Source organism: Pseudomarimonas salicorniae (genome assembly GCF_023156535.1).
Classification (GTDB): domain Bacteria; phylum Pseudomonadota; class Gammaproteobacteria; order Xanthomonadales; family Xanthomonadaceae; genus Pseudomarimonas; species Pseudomarimonas salicorniae.
Genome location: NZ_JALNMH010000021.1, coordinates 20777 through 36524, shown reverse-complemented (window position 1 = coordinate 36524; position 15748 = coordinate 20777). Strand labels below are relative to the sequence as shown.

Here is a 15748-nt window from a genome sequence, read left to right as displayed (position 1 = left end):
TCATGAGAAAGCTGCTCACCGCTGCCTGGACCCTCGTCAAAAGCCCAGAAAAGTACGACGGGAGCAGGCTGTTCCCGAGCCAAGAAATCGCTTGACAGGGAACAGAGTGTCTACATTCGGGTTATGCGGTACGTCCGCTTCGCGCCCGCAGAAGACGTCGGGCGTCGTGTCTGCGCTGTGCCGCGGCTCAGGCCAGCAGGCCGAGCTCGGGCAGGCTGCGGTAGAGCATGTAAACGGCCACCACCACGATGATCGATGCAAACACGATGTTAAGGGTGCCTCGACGGGCCGCAAGGCGGCTTGCACTGCTGGCGCCGAGCTGGCTGCCGAGCCAGCCGCCGCCGATCAGCACCGCGGCCAGTGTCCAGTCGACCCAGCCGCTGCGGGCGTAGTTGAGCGCCGTCGTGAGGCCGAAGGCGGTGACCGCGACCAGTGAGGAGCCGATGGCGAGCAGGATCGGCAGGCGCGCCGACCACATCAGCGAGGGCACGATCAGGAAACCGCCGCCGATGCCGAAGAAGCCGGCGACCCCGCCTGCCACCAGGCCGCTTCCGAACAGGCGTGGCGCGTTCTCGCGGCCCAGCCGGGCCGAGGGGTCGCCCTCGGCTCGCCGGTGGCGGAACATCAGCCCGGCCACCACCAGCATCAGCACGGCGAACAGGGCGAGCAGGGCCTGGCCGTCGACCGCCTTGCCAAGGGTCGATCCGCCCCAGGCGCCCACCGCGCCCACCGCGGCGAAGACGCCGCCGCACGGCCAGCGGACGTTGCCTCGACGGGCGTGCTGCCACAGGCCCTGGGCGGCGTTGGCGGCCACGGCCAGCGCCGCGGTTCCGATCGCCAGGTGCGGCTGGCCCACGCCGACCAGGTAGACCAGCAGGGGCACGGCGAGAATCGATCCGCCACCCCCGACCAGGGCCAGGGACAGGCCGACCACGGCACCGGAGGCGGCGCCGAGCAGGTATTGCAGGAGCCCGAGTTCCACCCTCAGCGGCTGGCGGCGCGCGCCTGCAGCCAGGGGCGCAGGGCGGAGAGGTCGTAGCCGGCCCCGCGGGCGGTGTCGATGATCTGCTCGGCGGGCATCGAGTCGGCGCGGACCAGGGCCCAGAGCACGCTGCAGCGGTTGCCGCTGCGACAGTAGGCGAGGATCGGGCGCGGCAACTCGGCGAGGGCCGCGCGGTGGGCGGCGATATCGTCCTCGCTGATCGCGCTGCCGACCACCGGCACCCGGCGCAGGGGCAGGCCAAGACCGGCGGCGGCCTCGGCGACCGCGTCCATGTCCGGCTGCTCCTCTGCCTCGCCGTCCGGCCGGTTGCAGATCAGCGATCGATACCCCGCCGCGGCGATGGCGGGCAGGTCGTCCAGCGCGATCTGCGCCGCCACCGACAGGCCCTCCTCCAGCTGCGGGAACCGGGGGCTCATGACTTGGGCCGGTCGAGGGTCAGGCGGTGCACCAGCATGCCGGCCGCCATCGCGGCGAAGAAGATGAGCGCCTTGGGCAGTCCGGTCACCAGGGCGGCCAGGGCCGGGCCCGGGCAGAACCCGACCAGGCCCCAGCCGAGGCCGAACATCACCGCGCCGCCGACCAGGGGCAGGTCGATGCGGGTGCTGTCGGGCACATGGAAGCGGTCGCCAAGCAGCGGGGCACGAAGCCGGTGGCGCAGCGAAAAGGCCACGGCGGCCGGAATCAGGGCGCCGCCCATGACCAGGGCGAGGGTGTAGTCCCAGGCGCCTGCGACATCGAGGAAGGCCAGCACCCGGGCCGGGTTGACCATGTCCGAGATGACCAGGCCGGCGCCGAACAGCGCGCCGCAGAAGATTGCCGCGATAACCAGTCTCATGCGCCCGCCCCCAGCAGATGGCGCATCACGAATACGGTCAATGCCGCCACGCCCATGAAGGTGAGCGTGGCCACCACGGAGCGCGGAGAGAGCCGGGCCAGGCCGCAGACGCCGTGTCCGCTGGTGCAGCCGCTGCCCCAGCGGGTGCCAAAGCCGACCAGCAGGCCGCCGGCCACCAGCAGCGGCGTCGAGGCCTCGATGAGGATCTGCGGCTGGCGCAGGAAGGCCATGGCAGCGGCGCTGCCCAGCAGCAGGCCGGCGACAAAGCCGAGGCCCAGCCGCCGCGACCCGCCGGGCTGCATTCCCAGCGCGCTGGACAGCAGGCCGCTGATTCCGGCGATGCGGCCGGTAAGCAACAGGTAGGTGGCAGCGGAAAGTCCGATGAGCAGTCCGCCGGCGAGCGGCCAGACGATGCCGATGTCGTTCATGGAGGAAGTGGGCTCAGAGCAGGTTGAGGGGAAGCTTGAGGTAGGTGACGCCGTTGTCCTCGGCCGGCGGCAGCTGTCCGGCGCGCATGTTCACCTGCACCGAGGGCAGGATCAGCCGCGGCATCGACAGGGTCGCGTCGCGCGCCTCGCGCATGGCGACGAAGTGCTCCTCGTCGATGCCGTCGCGCACGTGCACGTTGCCGGTGCGCTGGGCACCGACCGTGGTCTCCCAGTGGTACTGGTCGCGACCCGGGGCCTTGTAGTCGTGGCAAAGGAACACGCGCGCCGCCTCGGGCAGCGAGAGCAGCCGGCGGATCGAGCGGTAGAGGGTGCGCGCCGAGCCGCCGGGGAAGTCGCAGCGCGCGGTGCCGTAGTCGGGCATGAACAGGGTGTCGCCAACGAACAGCGCCTCGCCGATCACGTAGGCAAGGCAGGCAGGCGTGTGTCCAGGAACGTGCAGTACGCGACAGTCGATGTGGCCAAGCCGGAAGCAGTCGCCATCGGCAAACAGCCGGTCGAACTGGCTGCCGTCGCGGGAGAAAGCCGGTTCGGCATTGAAGACCTTGCCGAAGACCTCCTGGACCTCGGTGATGCCGCGGCCGATGGCCAGCTCCCCGCCGACCTGGGCGCGCAGCCACGGCGCGGCCGAGAGGTGGTCGGCATGGGCGTGGGTCTCCAGCAGCCAGCGCACGCTGAGACCATGATCGCGTACGTGCTCGACGAGCCTGCGCGCCGAATCGTGCGCGGTGTGTCCGCTGGCCGGGTCGAAGTCCAGCACGCTGTCGATCAGCGCCGCCTCGCGGGTGGCAGGGTCGTGGACCACGTAGCTCACGGTGTTCGTCGCCTCGTCGAAGAACGCAGCGACCTCGGGGCGGGCCGCGGGATCGGCCAGGGCGTGGCGAATCTGCGCTTCGGCAGCGGCCAGCGCGGCGTCATGCATATCGGGTTGGGGCTGTGCGGACATGCCGACAGTTTCGCAGGTTACCGCCAGCGTCGCAGCAGGCATCAGGCCCCGGAAAGCCGCACCGGCCGACGGCGCGCCCGCTTGGCCTCGTACATCGCCTTGTCGGCCCGCGCCAGCAGGCAGTAGACATCGACACCGTCGCGCGGATAGAGCGCGATGCCGACGCTGGCCCCGCAGAGTGGGTCAACCCCGTCGGTCGAGGCCTGCAGCTGCCGGCCGATGCTATCGGCGACGTGCTGCGCGCCCTGCGGCTCGACCAGGTCCTCGATCAGGATCACGAACTCGTCGCCGCCGATCCGCGCGACCGTGTCGCAGGAGCGCACCGCGCGCTGCAGCCGGTGCGCCGTTTCCTGCAGCAGCCGGTCGCCGGCGGCATGTCCACGCTCGTCGTTGATCTGCTTGAAGCCGTCAAGATCGACGAAGAGCAGGGCCAGCTGGTGTCCATGCCGCTCGGCGCGGGCGATCGCGACCTCCACGCGGTCGATCAGCAGGCTGCGATTGGGCAGTCCGGTCAGCGCATCGAAGTGGGCGAGCCGCTCGAGCCTTGCGTGCAGGCGATTGCGTTCGATCGCGGCGGCGACCTGCCGGGAGACGTGGCGGAGAAGCTCGAGATCGTCCTCGCCGAATCCCGCGCGACCGGGATCGCGCTCCAGGGCGATGCAGCCGATCACTGATGACTCACCGACCAGGGGCACGCCGATCCGGCTGCCGCTGCGCGCGGACCCGGCGCTCCCGTCGTTCGAGCGGCGCGCGCGGCCGGCCTCGATCACGCCGGCCAGGAACGGGTCCGCCGCCGGGTCGATCCCTGCCGTGGGGTGGCGTTCGCTGCGGTAGAGGTAGTGCAGCCGATCCTGCCCGTTATCGCGCAACACCACCTCGCAATGGCTGTCCGGGAGCAGGCCGTCCAGGATGGCGTGGGTGCGACCGAGCAGGGCGTGCAGGTCGCGGGTTTCGTGGGCCGCCTCGGAGAGCGCGAACAGCGCGTGGTGCAGCTGCTCGGCGCGGCGGCGTTCGGTGATGTCGCGCGCCACCGCGATGCGCATGCCATGCGCCTCGGACCAGCGCGCCGTCCACATGATCGGCACTCGGTGGCCCAGCCGGTGCACGTAGTGGTTCTCGAAGTGCGGCAGCGGGTTGCCGGCCATCACCCGCGCCGAGGCTTCGAGCGTGCGTGGCCGGTCCTCGGGAGCGACCAGCTCGATCATCCTGCGTCCCCGCATGGCCTCAGGCGGGTATCCGAAGATGCGCTCGCCCGCCGCGCTGACGTAGACGAAGCGACCCTCGCGATCGACTACGCAGACGGCGTCGAGCAACAGGTCGAGGACTTCGGACAGGTCGGGACGGTCGGGCACGTGGGCACCGAGGCAGGGACTGGGGCGACTGTAGCGCAAGCCGGCCGGGGCAGGGCTGTCTCAGTCGCCGTCGAACGCCAGCACCCCCAGGCCAAGCGCCGGGATACTCAGGGCTTCGCCGGCAACAAAGGGCCGGCCACTGAGCACATCGATCCCCCGTCGTCCCTCGCCGAGCACCTCGGCATAGCGCCCGAGCGGCAGCTCCACCGGTTCGGGGTTCTGGCTGAGGATCACCAGCACGCTCTGCCTGGCATGTCGCCGGGCGTAGACATAGACGCCAGCCTGCGGGACGAAGTGGATCAGGCTGCCCTCGTGCAGGGCCGGGGCGCCCTTGCGGAAGCGGGCCAGACGGCGGAGGAAGTCCTGTGCCTCGCGCTGCTTCGCGTCCAGCCCCCTGCCTTCCACCGCGCTGACCGCATCGTCGCGCCAGCCGCCGGGAAAGTCGCTGCGCACGAGGCCGTCATTGCGCGCCTTCGGGCTGCGCATCAGCACCTCGGTGCCGTAGAACACCTGCGGCACCCGGCGCGAGGTCAGCAGGAAGGTGATCGCCTGCTTCCAGAGATCGAGGTCCTCGTCCAGCAGCGAGTACAGGCGCGGCGTGTCGTGGTTGCCCTCGAACAGGACCAGCTGCTCGGGCGCCGGGTAGATCACGTCATTGGCCAGTGCCTCGTAGGCCCTCATCCAGCCGGCCTCGGTGCCGTCCCGCCCCGCGCCGAGTGCATCGAGCAGGGCGTAGTGCAGGGGGAAGTCCATCATGCTCGGGGTCTGCGCCTCGTGGCCAGAGCGTCGGCTGCCGGCCTGCCAGTGGCTGACGATGACCGGGTTGCGGCTCCATTCCTCGCCGACCAGGTTGATCCGCGGATACTCCGCACGGATCCGCCGCGCCCACTCGGAAAGAAAGGCCGCGTCGGCGTACGGATAGGTGTCCTCGCGGATGCCGGACAGGCCGGCCTCCTCGATCCACCAGATCGAGTTCTGGATCAGCCAGCTGGCCAGCAGGGGCTGGCGCTGGTTGAGGTCGGGCATGGTCTCGACGAACCAGCCGTCGGCAAAGTCGCGGCGGTCGATCTCGGCCGCGTAGGGGTCCTGCACCGTGCTGCGCACGTGGCTGGTCGGCGAGAACTGGCCGCCGGCATTGATCCAGTCGCGGGTGGGTGGATCGGCGATCCACGGATGCTGGCTGCCGATATGGTTCAGCACGATGTCCTGGATCACCCCGATGCCTCGCTTGCGCGCGGCGGCTACAAAGTTCAGGTAGTCCTGATGGCTGCCGAATCGCGGATCGATCCGGTAGCCGTCGGTGAAGGCGTAGCCGTGGTAGCTGTAGGCCGGCATGTCGTTCTCGACCAGCGGCGTCGGCCAGACCTGGGTGACGCCGAGCCCGGCCAGGTAGTCGAGCATGCCGGTCATGCCGGCGAGGTCACCGCCGTGGCGGGCGCCCGGGTCGCTGCGGTCGACCCGCGCCTCGCGCAGGCCGGGCACCACGTCGTTGCCGGGATCGCCGTTGGCGAAGCGGTCGGGCACGACGAGGTAGATCAGGTCCTTCGGGCCGAATCCCTGGCGCTGCGCCGAGCCCGCCCCGCGCGCCTTCAGGGTGTAGTCAAAACCGCCGATCGTCCGCGTGTCGCCGACGAAGTCGATCCGCACCACGCCCGGCTCGGCCTCGGCGCCGATATGCAGGTCGATGAACAGGTAGTTCCGGCTGTGCCCGCGCTGGATGCCGGTCACGCTGACCCCGCGATGCAGAACACGCGCATTGAGGCCGCCAACGCCCTTTCCGTAGACCATCAGCTGGACCTGCCGCTCGGCCATCCCGGTCCACCAGTGCGGCGGGTCGACCCGCTCCACCGTCGGTCCCTGGGCCACCGCCAGCACCGGCCACAGCAGCAGCCCCAGCCAACCCACTCCGCGCATGACCGTCCTCCGTTGATTGGATGGACAGGCTAAACCAGGTGCGGGTTTGGGCGTATTGCATTCGTTTGCAGTGGCGATTGAGCTGATCGCCGTCCTTCGCCCTGGCCGGCGAACCTGGCCCTTTCGATCAACAGAAAGATCAAGACCAAGGGCGTTTCGAGCCGCCCTTCGGGCGCCCCGAGTCACCTTTCTTTGCTTGTCCAAAGCAAGGTGACCCAAAGAAAGGACACCCCGGTCAGGCGCCTTCCGGGCCTCCTGCCCTCCAGGTCCACGTGCGGGTTCCGGGGTTTTTCGACAGCACGTCCGTGTACTGGCGAAAAACACGCGCGCTTCCTGCGCGCGTCCCTGCGGGCTGATCCTCCACCCGCCCGCCGCCAGACAGGGGCCCCATTGATCGGCCTTCCTGGCCGCACAGCCGGGAGTCCGTGACGCCTTGAATCATCAAGGCGCTAAGGCTCTACGCTGCGTCCCGCTTGTCTCCTCCCCTTGCGCCGCGCAGCGGCGGAGGGGGAGGTCGGGAGGTGGTTCGCTCTTGATCTTGGGCCCCGTGTGCAGCGCCGAGTAGCGCAGGAAGCCGGCGGGGAAAGGCGTGGATGTTCGAGCGCATGGATGCGCGAGCTGGGCTGCTTCGCAGCTACCACGAGCTGTCGCTCGAACGCGCCGGCCGTCGGGTTCCGAGCAACGCAGGGAACCGTCATTGCGAAGCAATGACGGCGCGGAAGTCGGGACGGCTTCTCTTTGGTTACTTTCTCTTACGGCGGACCTCCTGTCCGCCGCCCTTCGGGCCGCTTGCGGCGTTCGGCCGCGCTCCTGCGCGGCTCGTGCCGACCAAGAGAAAGTGACTCGGGCCGACCGTAGGTCGGTCTGAAAGCTCTTGGTCGTGCTCTGGTCGCAAAACAGGCCCCACTCACCGGCCAGGGCGAACCGCACAAAGCTCCCATCCCCGTCCCGAACCCGCCCAGGCCCGCGTTTCCATGCGCCCGCCGAGCGCCCTCGGCCCGGCCCCGCGGTATCCTTGCCCCCTCGCGTCACAGCCGGCCGGGGAAGCCGTCTGTGAAGCATCTCCCACCACCGCCGCCGGGGGGCGTGCATGGACCTGTTCCTCGACATCGCGCTGTCGTTTCCGACCGTGATCCTCAGCCTGCTGCTGGCGCTGATGCTGGGCTACTGGTTGCTCGCCTTGCTGGGGTTGTTCGATCTCGACGCGATGGAGACCTCCCTGCTGCCCGATGGCGATGCGCTGGAGGTCGGCGGCATCTCCGGCGTGCTGATGAAGCTGGGCCTGGACGGCGTGCCGCTGACCCTGATCCTCACCACCATGACCCTGCTGGCCTGGCTCGGCTGCTACTACGTCGACTACATGCTGCTTCGGCAGTGGCCGGAGGGACTCCTGCGGACGGCAGTGAGCTGGCTGATCGTGCCGACCTCCCTGGTTGCCGCTACGCCCTTCGCCGGACTGGTGCTGCAGCCGCTGAAGCCGCTGTTCCGCAAGGTGCAGGTCACCAATGAAGTCTCCCTGCTCGGGCGCACCGCCGTCGTGCGCAGCCCCGCGGTCGACGAGGTGCGGGGCCAGGCCGAGATCGATGACGGCGGGGCCGGGCTGATCCTGCAGGTGCGTGCGCCGGCCGGGCGCTTTGTCCGCGGCGACCGCGTCGTGCTGGTCGAGTACGTCGCCGCCCACAACGCCTACCGGGTGATCGCCGACGGCGGCGACGCCTGATGTTCCGTTCTTCCCGCAAAACGCAACGTTCCAGCAACCGGAGCCCTGGCCATGAATGAAGCCGTGATCATCCCCATCCTGACCGCCATCGGCATCGGCGTCCTGGTCATCTTCGGCCTGTTCGCCCTGTTCAAGGCCTTCTACATCAAGGTGCCGCAGGGCACCGCACTGATCGTCAACGACCTGTCCTCGACGCCGAAGGTGCATTTCACCGGCGCGCTGGTTTACCCGGTGATCTACAAGAAGGAGTTCATGAAGATCTCGCTGATCACCCTCGAGGTGGATCGGCGGGGCAAGGACGGGCTGATCTGCCGCGACAACATGCGCGCCGACATCACCGTCGCCTTCTACCTGCGCGTCAACGAGACGCAGCAGGACGTGCTCAAGGTGGCCAAGGCGATCGGCGTCGACCGCGCCTCGGAGAAGGGCGCCGTGCACGAGCTGTTCAACGCCAAGTTCAGCGAGGCGCTGAAGACGGTCGGCAAGAAGATCGAGTTCGTCCAGCTGTTCGAGAACCGGCAGGAGTTCCGCGACCGCATCATCGAGGTGATCGGCAATGATCTGAACGGCTATGTGCTGGAGGACGTCGCCATCGATTACCTCGAGCAGACGCCGAAGTCCTCGCTCGACCCGAACAACATCCTCGACTCCGAGGGCATCCGCAAGATCACCGAGCTGACCGCCAAGCAGAACGTGGTCACCAACGAGCTGGAGCGCAACCAGGAACTGGCGATCACCAAGAAGAACGTCGAGACCAAGGAGGCCATGCTGGCCCTCGAGCGGCAGCAGGCCGATGCCGAGGCCAGGCAGCAGCGCGAGATCGCCAGCATCCAGGCCCGCGAGCAGGCGGAGACGCTGAAGGTGCAGGAGGAGGAGCGGCTGAAGTCCGAGCAGGCGCGGATCGCCACCCAGGAGCAGCTGGACATCCGCGAGCAGAACCGCCTGCGCGAGATGGAGGTCGCCGAGCAGAACCGCCAGCGCGCGGTGGTCATCGAGGTCGAGAAGGTCCAGCGCGCGAGGGAGATGGAAATCGTCGCCCGCGAGCGCGAGGTCGAGCTGCAGCGCATCGAGAAGGAGAAGGCGCTGGAAGAGCAGCGCAAGCTGATCGCCAACGTGGTCCGCGAGCGCATCGTGGTCGAGAAGACCGTGGCCATGGAGGAGGAGCGCATCAAGGAAGTGCGCCAGGTCAGCGAGGCCGATCGCCTGAAGCAGGTCGCCATCCTCGATGCCCAGGCCAAGGCCGAGGAGGCCCTGGTCATGCAGGTCAAGCAGGCCGAGGCCGAGGAGCAGCGCGCCAAGCACAAGGCGGTCGAGATCACCACGCTGGCCGAGGCCGAGCTGGAAGCCGCCGCGCGCCAGGCAGAGGCCAAGCGCAAGCTCGCCGAGGGGATCGAGGCCGAGCGCGCCGCGCCGGGCCTCGCCGATGCGCGCGTGCGTGAAGTCACCGCCGCGGCCAAGGAGAAGGAGGGCCTGGCCGAGGCGCGGGTGCTGGAAGAGAAGCTCAGCGCCCAGGCCCGCGGCGAAGAGGCGGTGGCCCAGACCAAGGCCAAGGCCACCCGCGAGGTCGGCACCTCCGAGGCCGACGTGCTCCGGCTGCGCTACGAGGCTGAGGCCGAGGGCCTGGCCAAGAAGTTCGGCACCCTCGACTCGCTCAGCGATACCGCCCGCGCCCACGAGGAGTTCCGCATGGCGCTGGAGAAGCAGTTCGACCAGGCGATCGCTGCGATCGAGGCGAACAAGCAGATCGCCCGCGACCAGGCTGAGGTGCTGGGCGCGGCCCTGTCCAAGGCCAAGGTCGAGATCATCGGCGGCGGTGGCGAGGTCTTCGACACCTTCGCCAAGGGCCTTTCGCTGGGCAAGGCGGTGGAGGGCTTCTCCGACAAGAGCCCGCTGGTGCAGGACCTGCTGTCGAAGTTCATCGGTGAGCGGGCCAAGGGTGGCAAGGGGGGTGGAGAGTCCCAGCAGGAAGCCTGAGCCCCGCCCTTTGTAGGAGCCAGCTTGCTGGCGATTCGTCGAGCGAAACGATCGATCACCAGCAAGCTGGCTCATCGTCCACAAGGAAGCGCGACCACGATGAGCGAAACCCCCACCACCGTAGACCAGGCCGTTGCCGAAGGCGGCGCCTACGAGGTGCTGCGCCGGCGCCTCGAGAAGCAGGGCGAGAAGCTGCAGGGCCTGGCCGAAGGGCTGAATGCCCAGCGGCTGGAGGAGTTCGGCAGCAGCCGGCTGGAGGTCATCGGCCGCCTGCGCGTGCGCACCGAGCACAACTGCGTGGCGCGCGACATTGCCCAGGTCGGGGAGCTGCTGCTGTTCGGCTACAACGTCTTCCTTGGCCTGAAGAAGGAAACGCGGGTCGAGGACGTGTTCTCGCTCTATCGGCTGGTCAAGCACGACGAGGCCTGGGACGTCGAGCCGGTGCCGCTGGCCGGCAGCTTCCTGGCCGAGGACAGCTTCGCCCAGGACTTCCGCGAGCTTTACGCCTACTACAAGAACACGCGCCTGCTGCAGCTGGCGCGCCGCGAGGGCTGGCTGCTGGCGTCCTTCCAGATCGGCGAGCGGCTGGGCGACGTCCGCGTGTTCCGCTGGCGCGTGGCGCCCGATGGCAGCACCCAGTACGTGGACAACCGTGGCGAGCGCGACATCGCGCCGCCGCCTGCCTGGGACTTCGAGTGGACCGCCTGTACCCGCGAGGACATGGTCGAGGGCCGCCACCCGCACATGAACATCCTCGACACGGTGTTCGTCGAGACCGTCGGCGGTGACCTCACCATCAAGATCGAGAACAACACCCAGGACGGGCTCGGCATCTACCGCGAGCCGGTGGACGACCAGACCCAGTCACTGGACGACGCGCGCATCGAGTACGCCCGGCTCGGTGCGCTGATCCTGCTGCGGGTGCTGCCCTACCGCGAGACCGTCTGGCGGCACCTCGTCTACAACACCCTGACCCGCGAGGTGCGGCGCATCGACGCCATAGGGCAGAGCTGCGTGCAGCTGCCCGAGGACCACGGCATCGTGTTCCCGGGCGGCTACCTGCTGCCGTCCGGCGAGTACAAGACCTTCGAGCGCTCGATGGCCGGCATGCACTTCGCGCGGTCCATCCGCTCGCCGAATGGCGAGGACGTGCTCTACGTGTTCTACGAGCCGGAGCACGGCCGGGTGGCCCTGTTCACCTACAACATGATCCAGCGCGCCCTGCAGACGCCGATTCTCGGCCACGGCTACGCCCGCCTCGACGATGGCCGCATGGTCGTGTTCAGCAGCGAGAGCGACGAGCCGACCCGGGTGCATCCGATGCAGGTCTGGCAGACGCCCTTCGCGAGCGAGGAGCACGCCGCCGCGGCGCCGCCGCGGACCAGCTTCATGGGCCGCATCGGCAACGCGCCCCTGGTGCGGGGCATCTCCGACCTGATGGCCCTGCGCCGGGAGATCGCCGCGGACAGCGTCAGCGCGCAGCGCTACGGCCAGCTGGTGCAGGACGCGCGACGCCTGTTCGACCTGCATCACTGGTTGGAGGACAGCCACTGCGCTGACCTCGCCCCCTTGCTGCGCGAGATCGCCCAGACCGGCGCCGCGGTGCTCGACGAGTTCGCCAAGGTCGAGAGCATCCGCCAGCAGAGCGATGCCGCCCTGCGCGAGGCGCGCACGCGGCAGGCCGAGCTGCTGGCCGATGCCACCCCCGAGCGCTGCGAGTCGATCGACGACTACACCGCGCGTCTCAACGCGCTGACCCGCCAGCGTGGGCACCTGCTGACCATCCGCGACTACCGCTACATCGACGTCGCCGAGATCGACGCGCTGGAGGGCGCCCTGCGCGAGCGCCACGACGCGCTGTCGCAGGCGACCGCCGCCTTCCTCGGCGAGGAGGCCGCGCTGGCGCCGCTGAAGGCAAGGCTCGCCGATCTCGATGCGAAGGCGCAGGCGGCGACGGGCGCGGGCGCGCTGAAGCCCGTGATCGAGGCCATGGAGGCGCTGTCCGCCGACCTCGACATGCTGTCCTCGCTGATGGCCGGGCTGAAGATCGATGACGCCGCCGAGCGCACCCGGGTGGTGGAGGCGATCTCGGCTCTGTACGCCGGCCTCAACCAGGCCAAGGCGCGCGCCGCGCAACGGCGCCGGCAGCTTGGCTCGGCGGAAGCCGTCGCCCAGTTCGGCGCCCAGTTCCAGCTGTTCGGGCAGAGCGTCACGGCAGCGCTCGGCGCGTCGAGCGATCCGGAGCGCTGCGACGAGCAGATGGCGCGCATCCTGGTCCAGCTGGAAGAGCTGGAAACCCAGTTCGGCGAGCACGAGGAATTCCTGCAGGACATCCTCGCCAAGCGGGAGGAGGTGCTGGAGGCTTTCGAGAGCCACCGCCAGGCCCTGGTCGATGAGCGCCAGCGCAAGGCGCAGGCGGTGCAGGATGCGGCCCTGCGCATCCTCGAAGGCTTTTCGCGCCGAACGGCCCGTTTCACTGACCCCGACGAACTCAACGCCTTCTTCGCCGGCGATCCGCTGATCCTCAAGCTGCGCGAGCTCATCGAGCGACTGCGCGCCCTTCATGACAGCGTCAAGGCCGATGACGTCGAGGCGCGGCTGAAGGCCGCCCGCGACCAGGCGGTGCGCGGCCTGCGCGACAAGACCGACCTGTTCGAGGCCGGCGGCGAGGTCATCAAGCTCGGCCCTCGGCACCGCTTCTCGGTCAACACCCAGCCGCTGGACCTGACCCTGCTGCCGCGCGGTGAACAGCTCGCCCTGCACCTGACCGGCACCGACTACTTCGCCCCGATCGAGGACCCGGCGCTGGATGCGCTGCGCCCCTACTGGTCGGTGAGCCTCGCCTCGGAGTCCGACGAGCTGTACCGCGGCGAGTTCCTCGCCGCCGAGGTGCTGGCCGCCGCCGAGCGCAGCGAGGACGGCTTCGACCTCGCTGCGCTGCGCGCCGCGCTGGGCGAGGGCGAAGCGCTGGACCGGCATGTCCGCGCCTTCGCCGCGCCGCGCTACAAGGATGGCTACGAGAAGGGCATCCACGACCATGATGCCGCTCGCATCCTGCGCGCCTGGCTGCCGCTCCGTGAATCGGCCGGAACGCTTGCCCATCCACCCGCCGCGCGGGCGCTGGGGATGTTGGCCTGGGAGGCGCTGCAGAAGGAGCCCGACGTCGCGCTGTGGCCGCTGCGTGCGCGCCAGCGCCGGATGCTGCGCGAGAGCCTCGGTGCACGCGAGGCAGGCGCCGCGCTGATCAGGGACGTTCGTGCGCGACTGAAAGCCTTCGTCGAGCAGCGCGGGCTCGCACCATTGTCGGCCGAGATCGAGCGCGCGGCCGAATACGTGGTCGACGAACTGGCGGCCGAGCACCCGCAGTTCGCGGTCAGCCGCTACGCCGGCCGACTGCTTGAGCAGCTCAAGGCCGCGTTGTCCCATGGCGGGCGCTGGGAGGACCTCGAATCCGCGCTGCGCGAGCTGGGCCCGCGAATGGATGCGCGCTACGCGCTGTCCGCGGAGTGGCTGGGTGCCCTGTTTGCTACCAGGGAGGCGCCGCCCGAGGGCTGGCGCGACTATCTGCCCGAGGCCGCCGCCCTGGTGCTGGTTGACCACCACATACCGATCCGCTACAGCGAGGCCGAACTGCGCGCCGAGGTGGACGGCCTGCTCGGCCAGCACCCGCGCATCGAGGACGGTCGCCTGGTTTTCGGCGTCGACGAGCTGGCGCTGCGCCTGCAGCGGCACCGCAGCGAGTTCCTGCCCGGCCTTGCCGCCTTCCAGCAGGCGCGGCACGCCCTGCTCGAGCGCGAGCGCCGCACGCTGAAGCTGTCCGAGTTCCAGCCGCGGCCGCTGGCGAGCTTCGTGCGCAACAAGCTGATCAACGAGGTCTACCTGCCCATCATCGGCGACAATCTCGCCAAGCAGATGGGCACGGTCGGCGAGAGCAAGCGCTCCGACCTGATGGGCCTGCTGATGCTCATCTCGCCACCGGGCTACGGCAAGACCACCCTGATGGAGTACGTGGCCCACCGGCTCGGCCTGATCTTCATGAAGATCAATGGGCCCGCGCTGGGCCACGAGGTGCGCTCGCTGGACCCGGCGCAGGCGCCGGATGCCACCTCGAGGCAGGAGCTGGAGAAGCTCAACCTTGCGCTGGAGATGGGCAACAACGTGATGCTGTATGTCGACGACATCCAGCACACCCATCCCGAGTTCCTGCAGAAGTTCATCTCGCTGTGCGATGGCACCCGACGCATCGAGGGCGTCTGGCGCGGGCGGACCCGTACCTATGACCTGCGCGGCAAGAAGTTCTGTGTGGTGATGGCCGGCAATCCCTATACCGAGTCCGGCGAGGTGTTCCGCATCCCCGACATGCTGGCCAACCGCGCCGACGTCTACAACCTCGGCGATGTGCTCGGCGGGCGCCAGGACGTGTTCCTGCTCAGCTATGTCGAGAACAGCCTGACCGCCAACCCGGTGCTGGCGCCGCTGGCCACCCGCCGCCTCGACGACCTCTATCGGATCATCGACAAGGTCGAGGGCAAGCCGTTCTCCACCAACGACCTCTCGCACCACTACAGCGCGGCCGAGCTCGGCGAGATCGAGGGCGTGCTGCGCAGGATGATGGAACTGCGTGAGGTGGTGTTCAGGGTGAACATGCAGTACATCGCCAGCGCCGCCCAGGCCGATGCCTACCGCACCGAGCCGCCGTTCAAGCTGCAGGGCAGCTACCGCAACATGAACAAGCTGGCCGAGAAGGTCAGCGCGGTGATGAACGATTCCGAACGCGACCAGCTGATCCGCGACCATTATCAGGGCGAATCGCAGCTGCTGACCACCGGCGCCGAGGAGAACCTGCTCAAGCTCGGCGAGCTGCTGGGAACGCACACCGAGGAGGAGGCCGCTCGCTGGGCACAGATCAAGCGCGACTACGCCCGCAACAAGGCCATCGGCGGCGCCGATGCCGACACCGCGACCCGGGTGGTCGCCCAGCTGCGTGACCTGGCCGACGGCGTCAATCGACTCGGCGAGCGCGCGGCGCAGGCCGCCGACGCGGGCAACGAGGCTCACTGGCAGGCCCTGCTCGAGGTGCTGACCCGGATCCTCGACGAGCAGGCCCTGGCCCGCACCTTCAACCGCGACACCGCCACCGAATCAGCGATGTGGCTGGGCGGCCTGCGCAACGCGCTGGAGCTGGGCTTCAAGCCGCTGGTACAGGGCATGGAGAAACGCGCCGAGCAGCACGATGCGCTGAACGTCATCCTCCGCGAGATCGCGCGCAGGATGGGCGGGGGGAAGGCGGGGTAGGGCGCGGCGAAGGGCTATTGAGGGCGCAAAGCGGAGGTACCGCATGACCCGAACGTAGGAGCCAGCTTGCTGGCGATAGGCACCCCGGACCGGACAATCGCCAGCAAGCTGGCTCCTACACACGCAACGGCGTTGCCAGGTCCGGTTGGCGCCGCAAAGCAGGCCCTGCCGTAGTCAAAATGTGGGAGTGCCCTTGGGCGCGACCGCGGAGTTACGGTCTAGCCCCGGTCTGCGGTGAATCCGTTGCGCCGCGGTTGCGCCCA

The 15748-nt window shown here is 69.1% G+C and carries 10 protein-coding genes; 3 read left to right on the top strand and 7 right to left on the bottom strand.

Going from position 1 to position 15748, the window contains the following annotated elements; all coding sequences use genetic code 11:
* Nucleotides 1-187 precede the first annotated feature (187 nt).
* From M0G41_RS18040 to M0G41_RS18010, 7 genes are read right to left on the bottom strand one after another with little or no spacing between them, the layout of a single operon-like run.
* A complete protein-coding gene (locus M0G41_RS18040; RefSeq protein ID WP_248211588.1) occupies nt 188-982 on the bottom strand; it encodes a sulfite exporter TauE/SafE family protein in 795 nt (264 codons plus the stop codon).
* 2 nt (nt 983-984) lie between these two features.
* Entirely contained in the window at nt 985-1419 is a 435-nt protein-coding gene (locus M0G41_RS18035; protein ID WP_248211587.1) for a protein tyrosine phosphatase family protein, read from the bottom strand.
* The gene (locus M0G41_RS18030; RefSeq protein ID WP_248211586.1) at nt 1416-1838 is read right to left on the bottom strand and encodes a DUF6691 family protein; all 423 of its coding nucleotides are present in this window, start codon (nt 1836-1838) and stop codon (nt 1416-1418) included. The genes M0G41_RS18035 and M0G41_RS18030 overlap by 4 nt, the downstream gene beginning before the upstream one ends.
* Nucleotides 1835-2257: a YeeE/YedE family protein gene (locus M0G41_RS18025; RefSeq protein WP_248211590.1), complete on the bottom strand. Its 423-nt coding sequence runs from the start codon at nt 2255-2257 to the stop codon at nt 1835-1837. Before M0G41_RS18025 ends, M0G41_RS18030 begins: the two co-directional genes overlap by 4 nt.
* Before the next feature lie 22 nt (nt 2258-2279).
* Entirely contained in the window at nt 2280-3230 is a 951-nt protein-coding gene (locus M0G41_RS18020) for an MBL fold metallo-hydrolase (protein ID WP_248211584.1), read from the bottom strand.
* Nucleotides 3231-3271: 41 nt separating this feature from the next.
* Complete coding sequence (locus M0G41_RS18015) at nt 3272-4582, bottom strand: diguanylate cyclase domain-containing protein (protein WP_248211582.1); 1311 nt, start codon at nt 4580-4582, stop codon at nt 3272-3274.
* 60 nt (nt 4583-4642) lie between these two features.
* Nucleotides 4643-6496, bottom strand: a complete 1854-nt coding sequence (locus tag M0G41_RS18010) for a glycoside hydrolase family 13 protein (RefSeq protein ID WP_248211580.1) — start codon at nt 6494-6496, stop codon at nt 4643-4645.
* A 1090-nt stretch (nt 6497-7586) separates the two neighbouring features.
* Between M0G41_RS18010 and M0G41_RS18005 the strand changes: the two genes are divergently transcribed.
* The 3 genes from M0G41_RS18005 (at nt 7587) to M0G41_RS17995 (ending at nt 15485) form a co-directional block, all read left to right on the top strand.
* Entirely contained in the window at nt 7587-8216 is a 630-nt protein-coding gene (locus M0G41_RS18005) for a hypothetical protein (protein WP_248211578.1), read from the top strand.
* A 51-nt stretch (nt 8217-8267) separates the two neighbouring features.
* On the top strand, nt 8268-10190 hold the full coding sequence (locus M0G41_RS18000; protein WP_248211575.1) for a flotillin family protein: 1923 nt from the start codon (nt 8268-8270) through the stop codon (nt 10188-10190).
* A gap of 99 nt (nt 10191-10289) precedes the next feature.
* Entirely contained in the window at nt 10290-15485 is a 5196-nt protein-coding gene (locus tag M0G41_RS17995) for a DNA repair ATPase (RefSeq protein ID WP_248211573.1), read from the top strand.
* Nucleotides 15486-15748: the final 263 nt, after the last annotated feature.

Bases quoted from the DNA above. Each gene is read 5' to 3' on its own strand.
- M0G41_RS18000 (WP_248211575.1), top strand. From the start codon at position 8,268: ATGAATGAAGCCGTGATCATCCCCATCCTGACCGCCATCGGCATCGGC.
- M0G41_RS18010 (WP_248211580.1), bottom strand. From the start codon at position 6,496: ATGCGCGGAGTGGGTTGGCTGGGGCTGCTGCTGTGGCCGGTGCTGGCG.
- M0G41_RS18020 (WP_248211584.1), bottom strand. From the start codon at position 3,230: ATGTCCGCACAGCCCCAACCCGATATGCATGACGCCGCGCTGGCCGCT.
- M0G41_RS18035 (WP_248211587.1), bottom strand. From the start codon at position 1,419: ATGAGCCCCCGGTTCCCGCAGCTGGAGGAGGGCCTGTCGGTGGCGGCG.
- M0G41_RS18005 (WP_248211578.1), top strand. From the start codon at position 7,587: ATGGACCTGTTCCTCGACATCGCGCTGTCGTTTCCGACCGTGATCCTC.
- M0G41_RS17995 (WP_248211573.1), top strand. From the start codon at position 10,290: ATGAGCGAAACCCCCACCACCGTAGACCAGGCCGTTGCCGAAGGCGGC.
- M0G41_RS18030 (WP_248211586.1), bottom strand. From the start codon at position 1,838: ATGAGACTGGTTATCGCGGCAATCTTCTGCGGCGCGCTGTTCGGCGCC.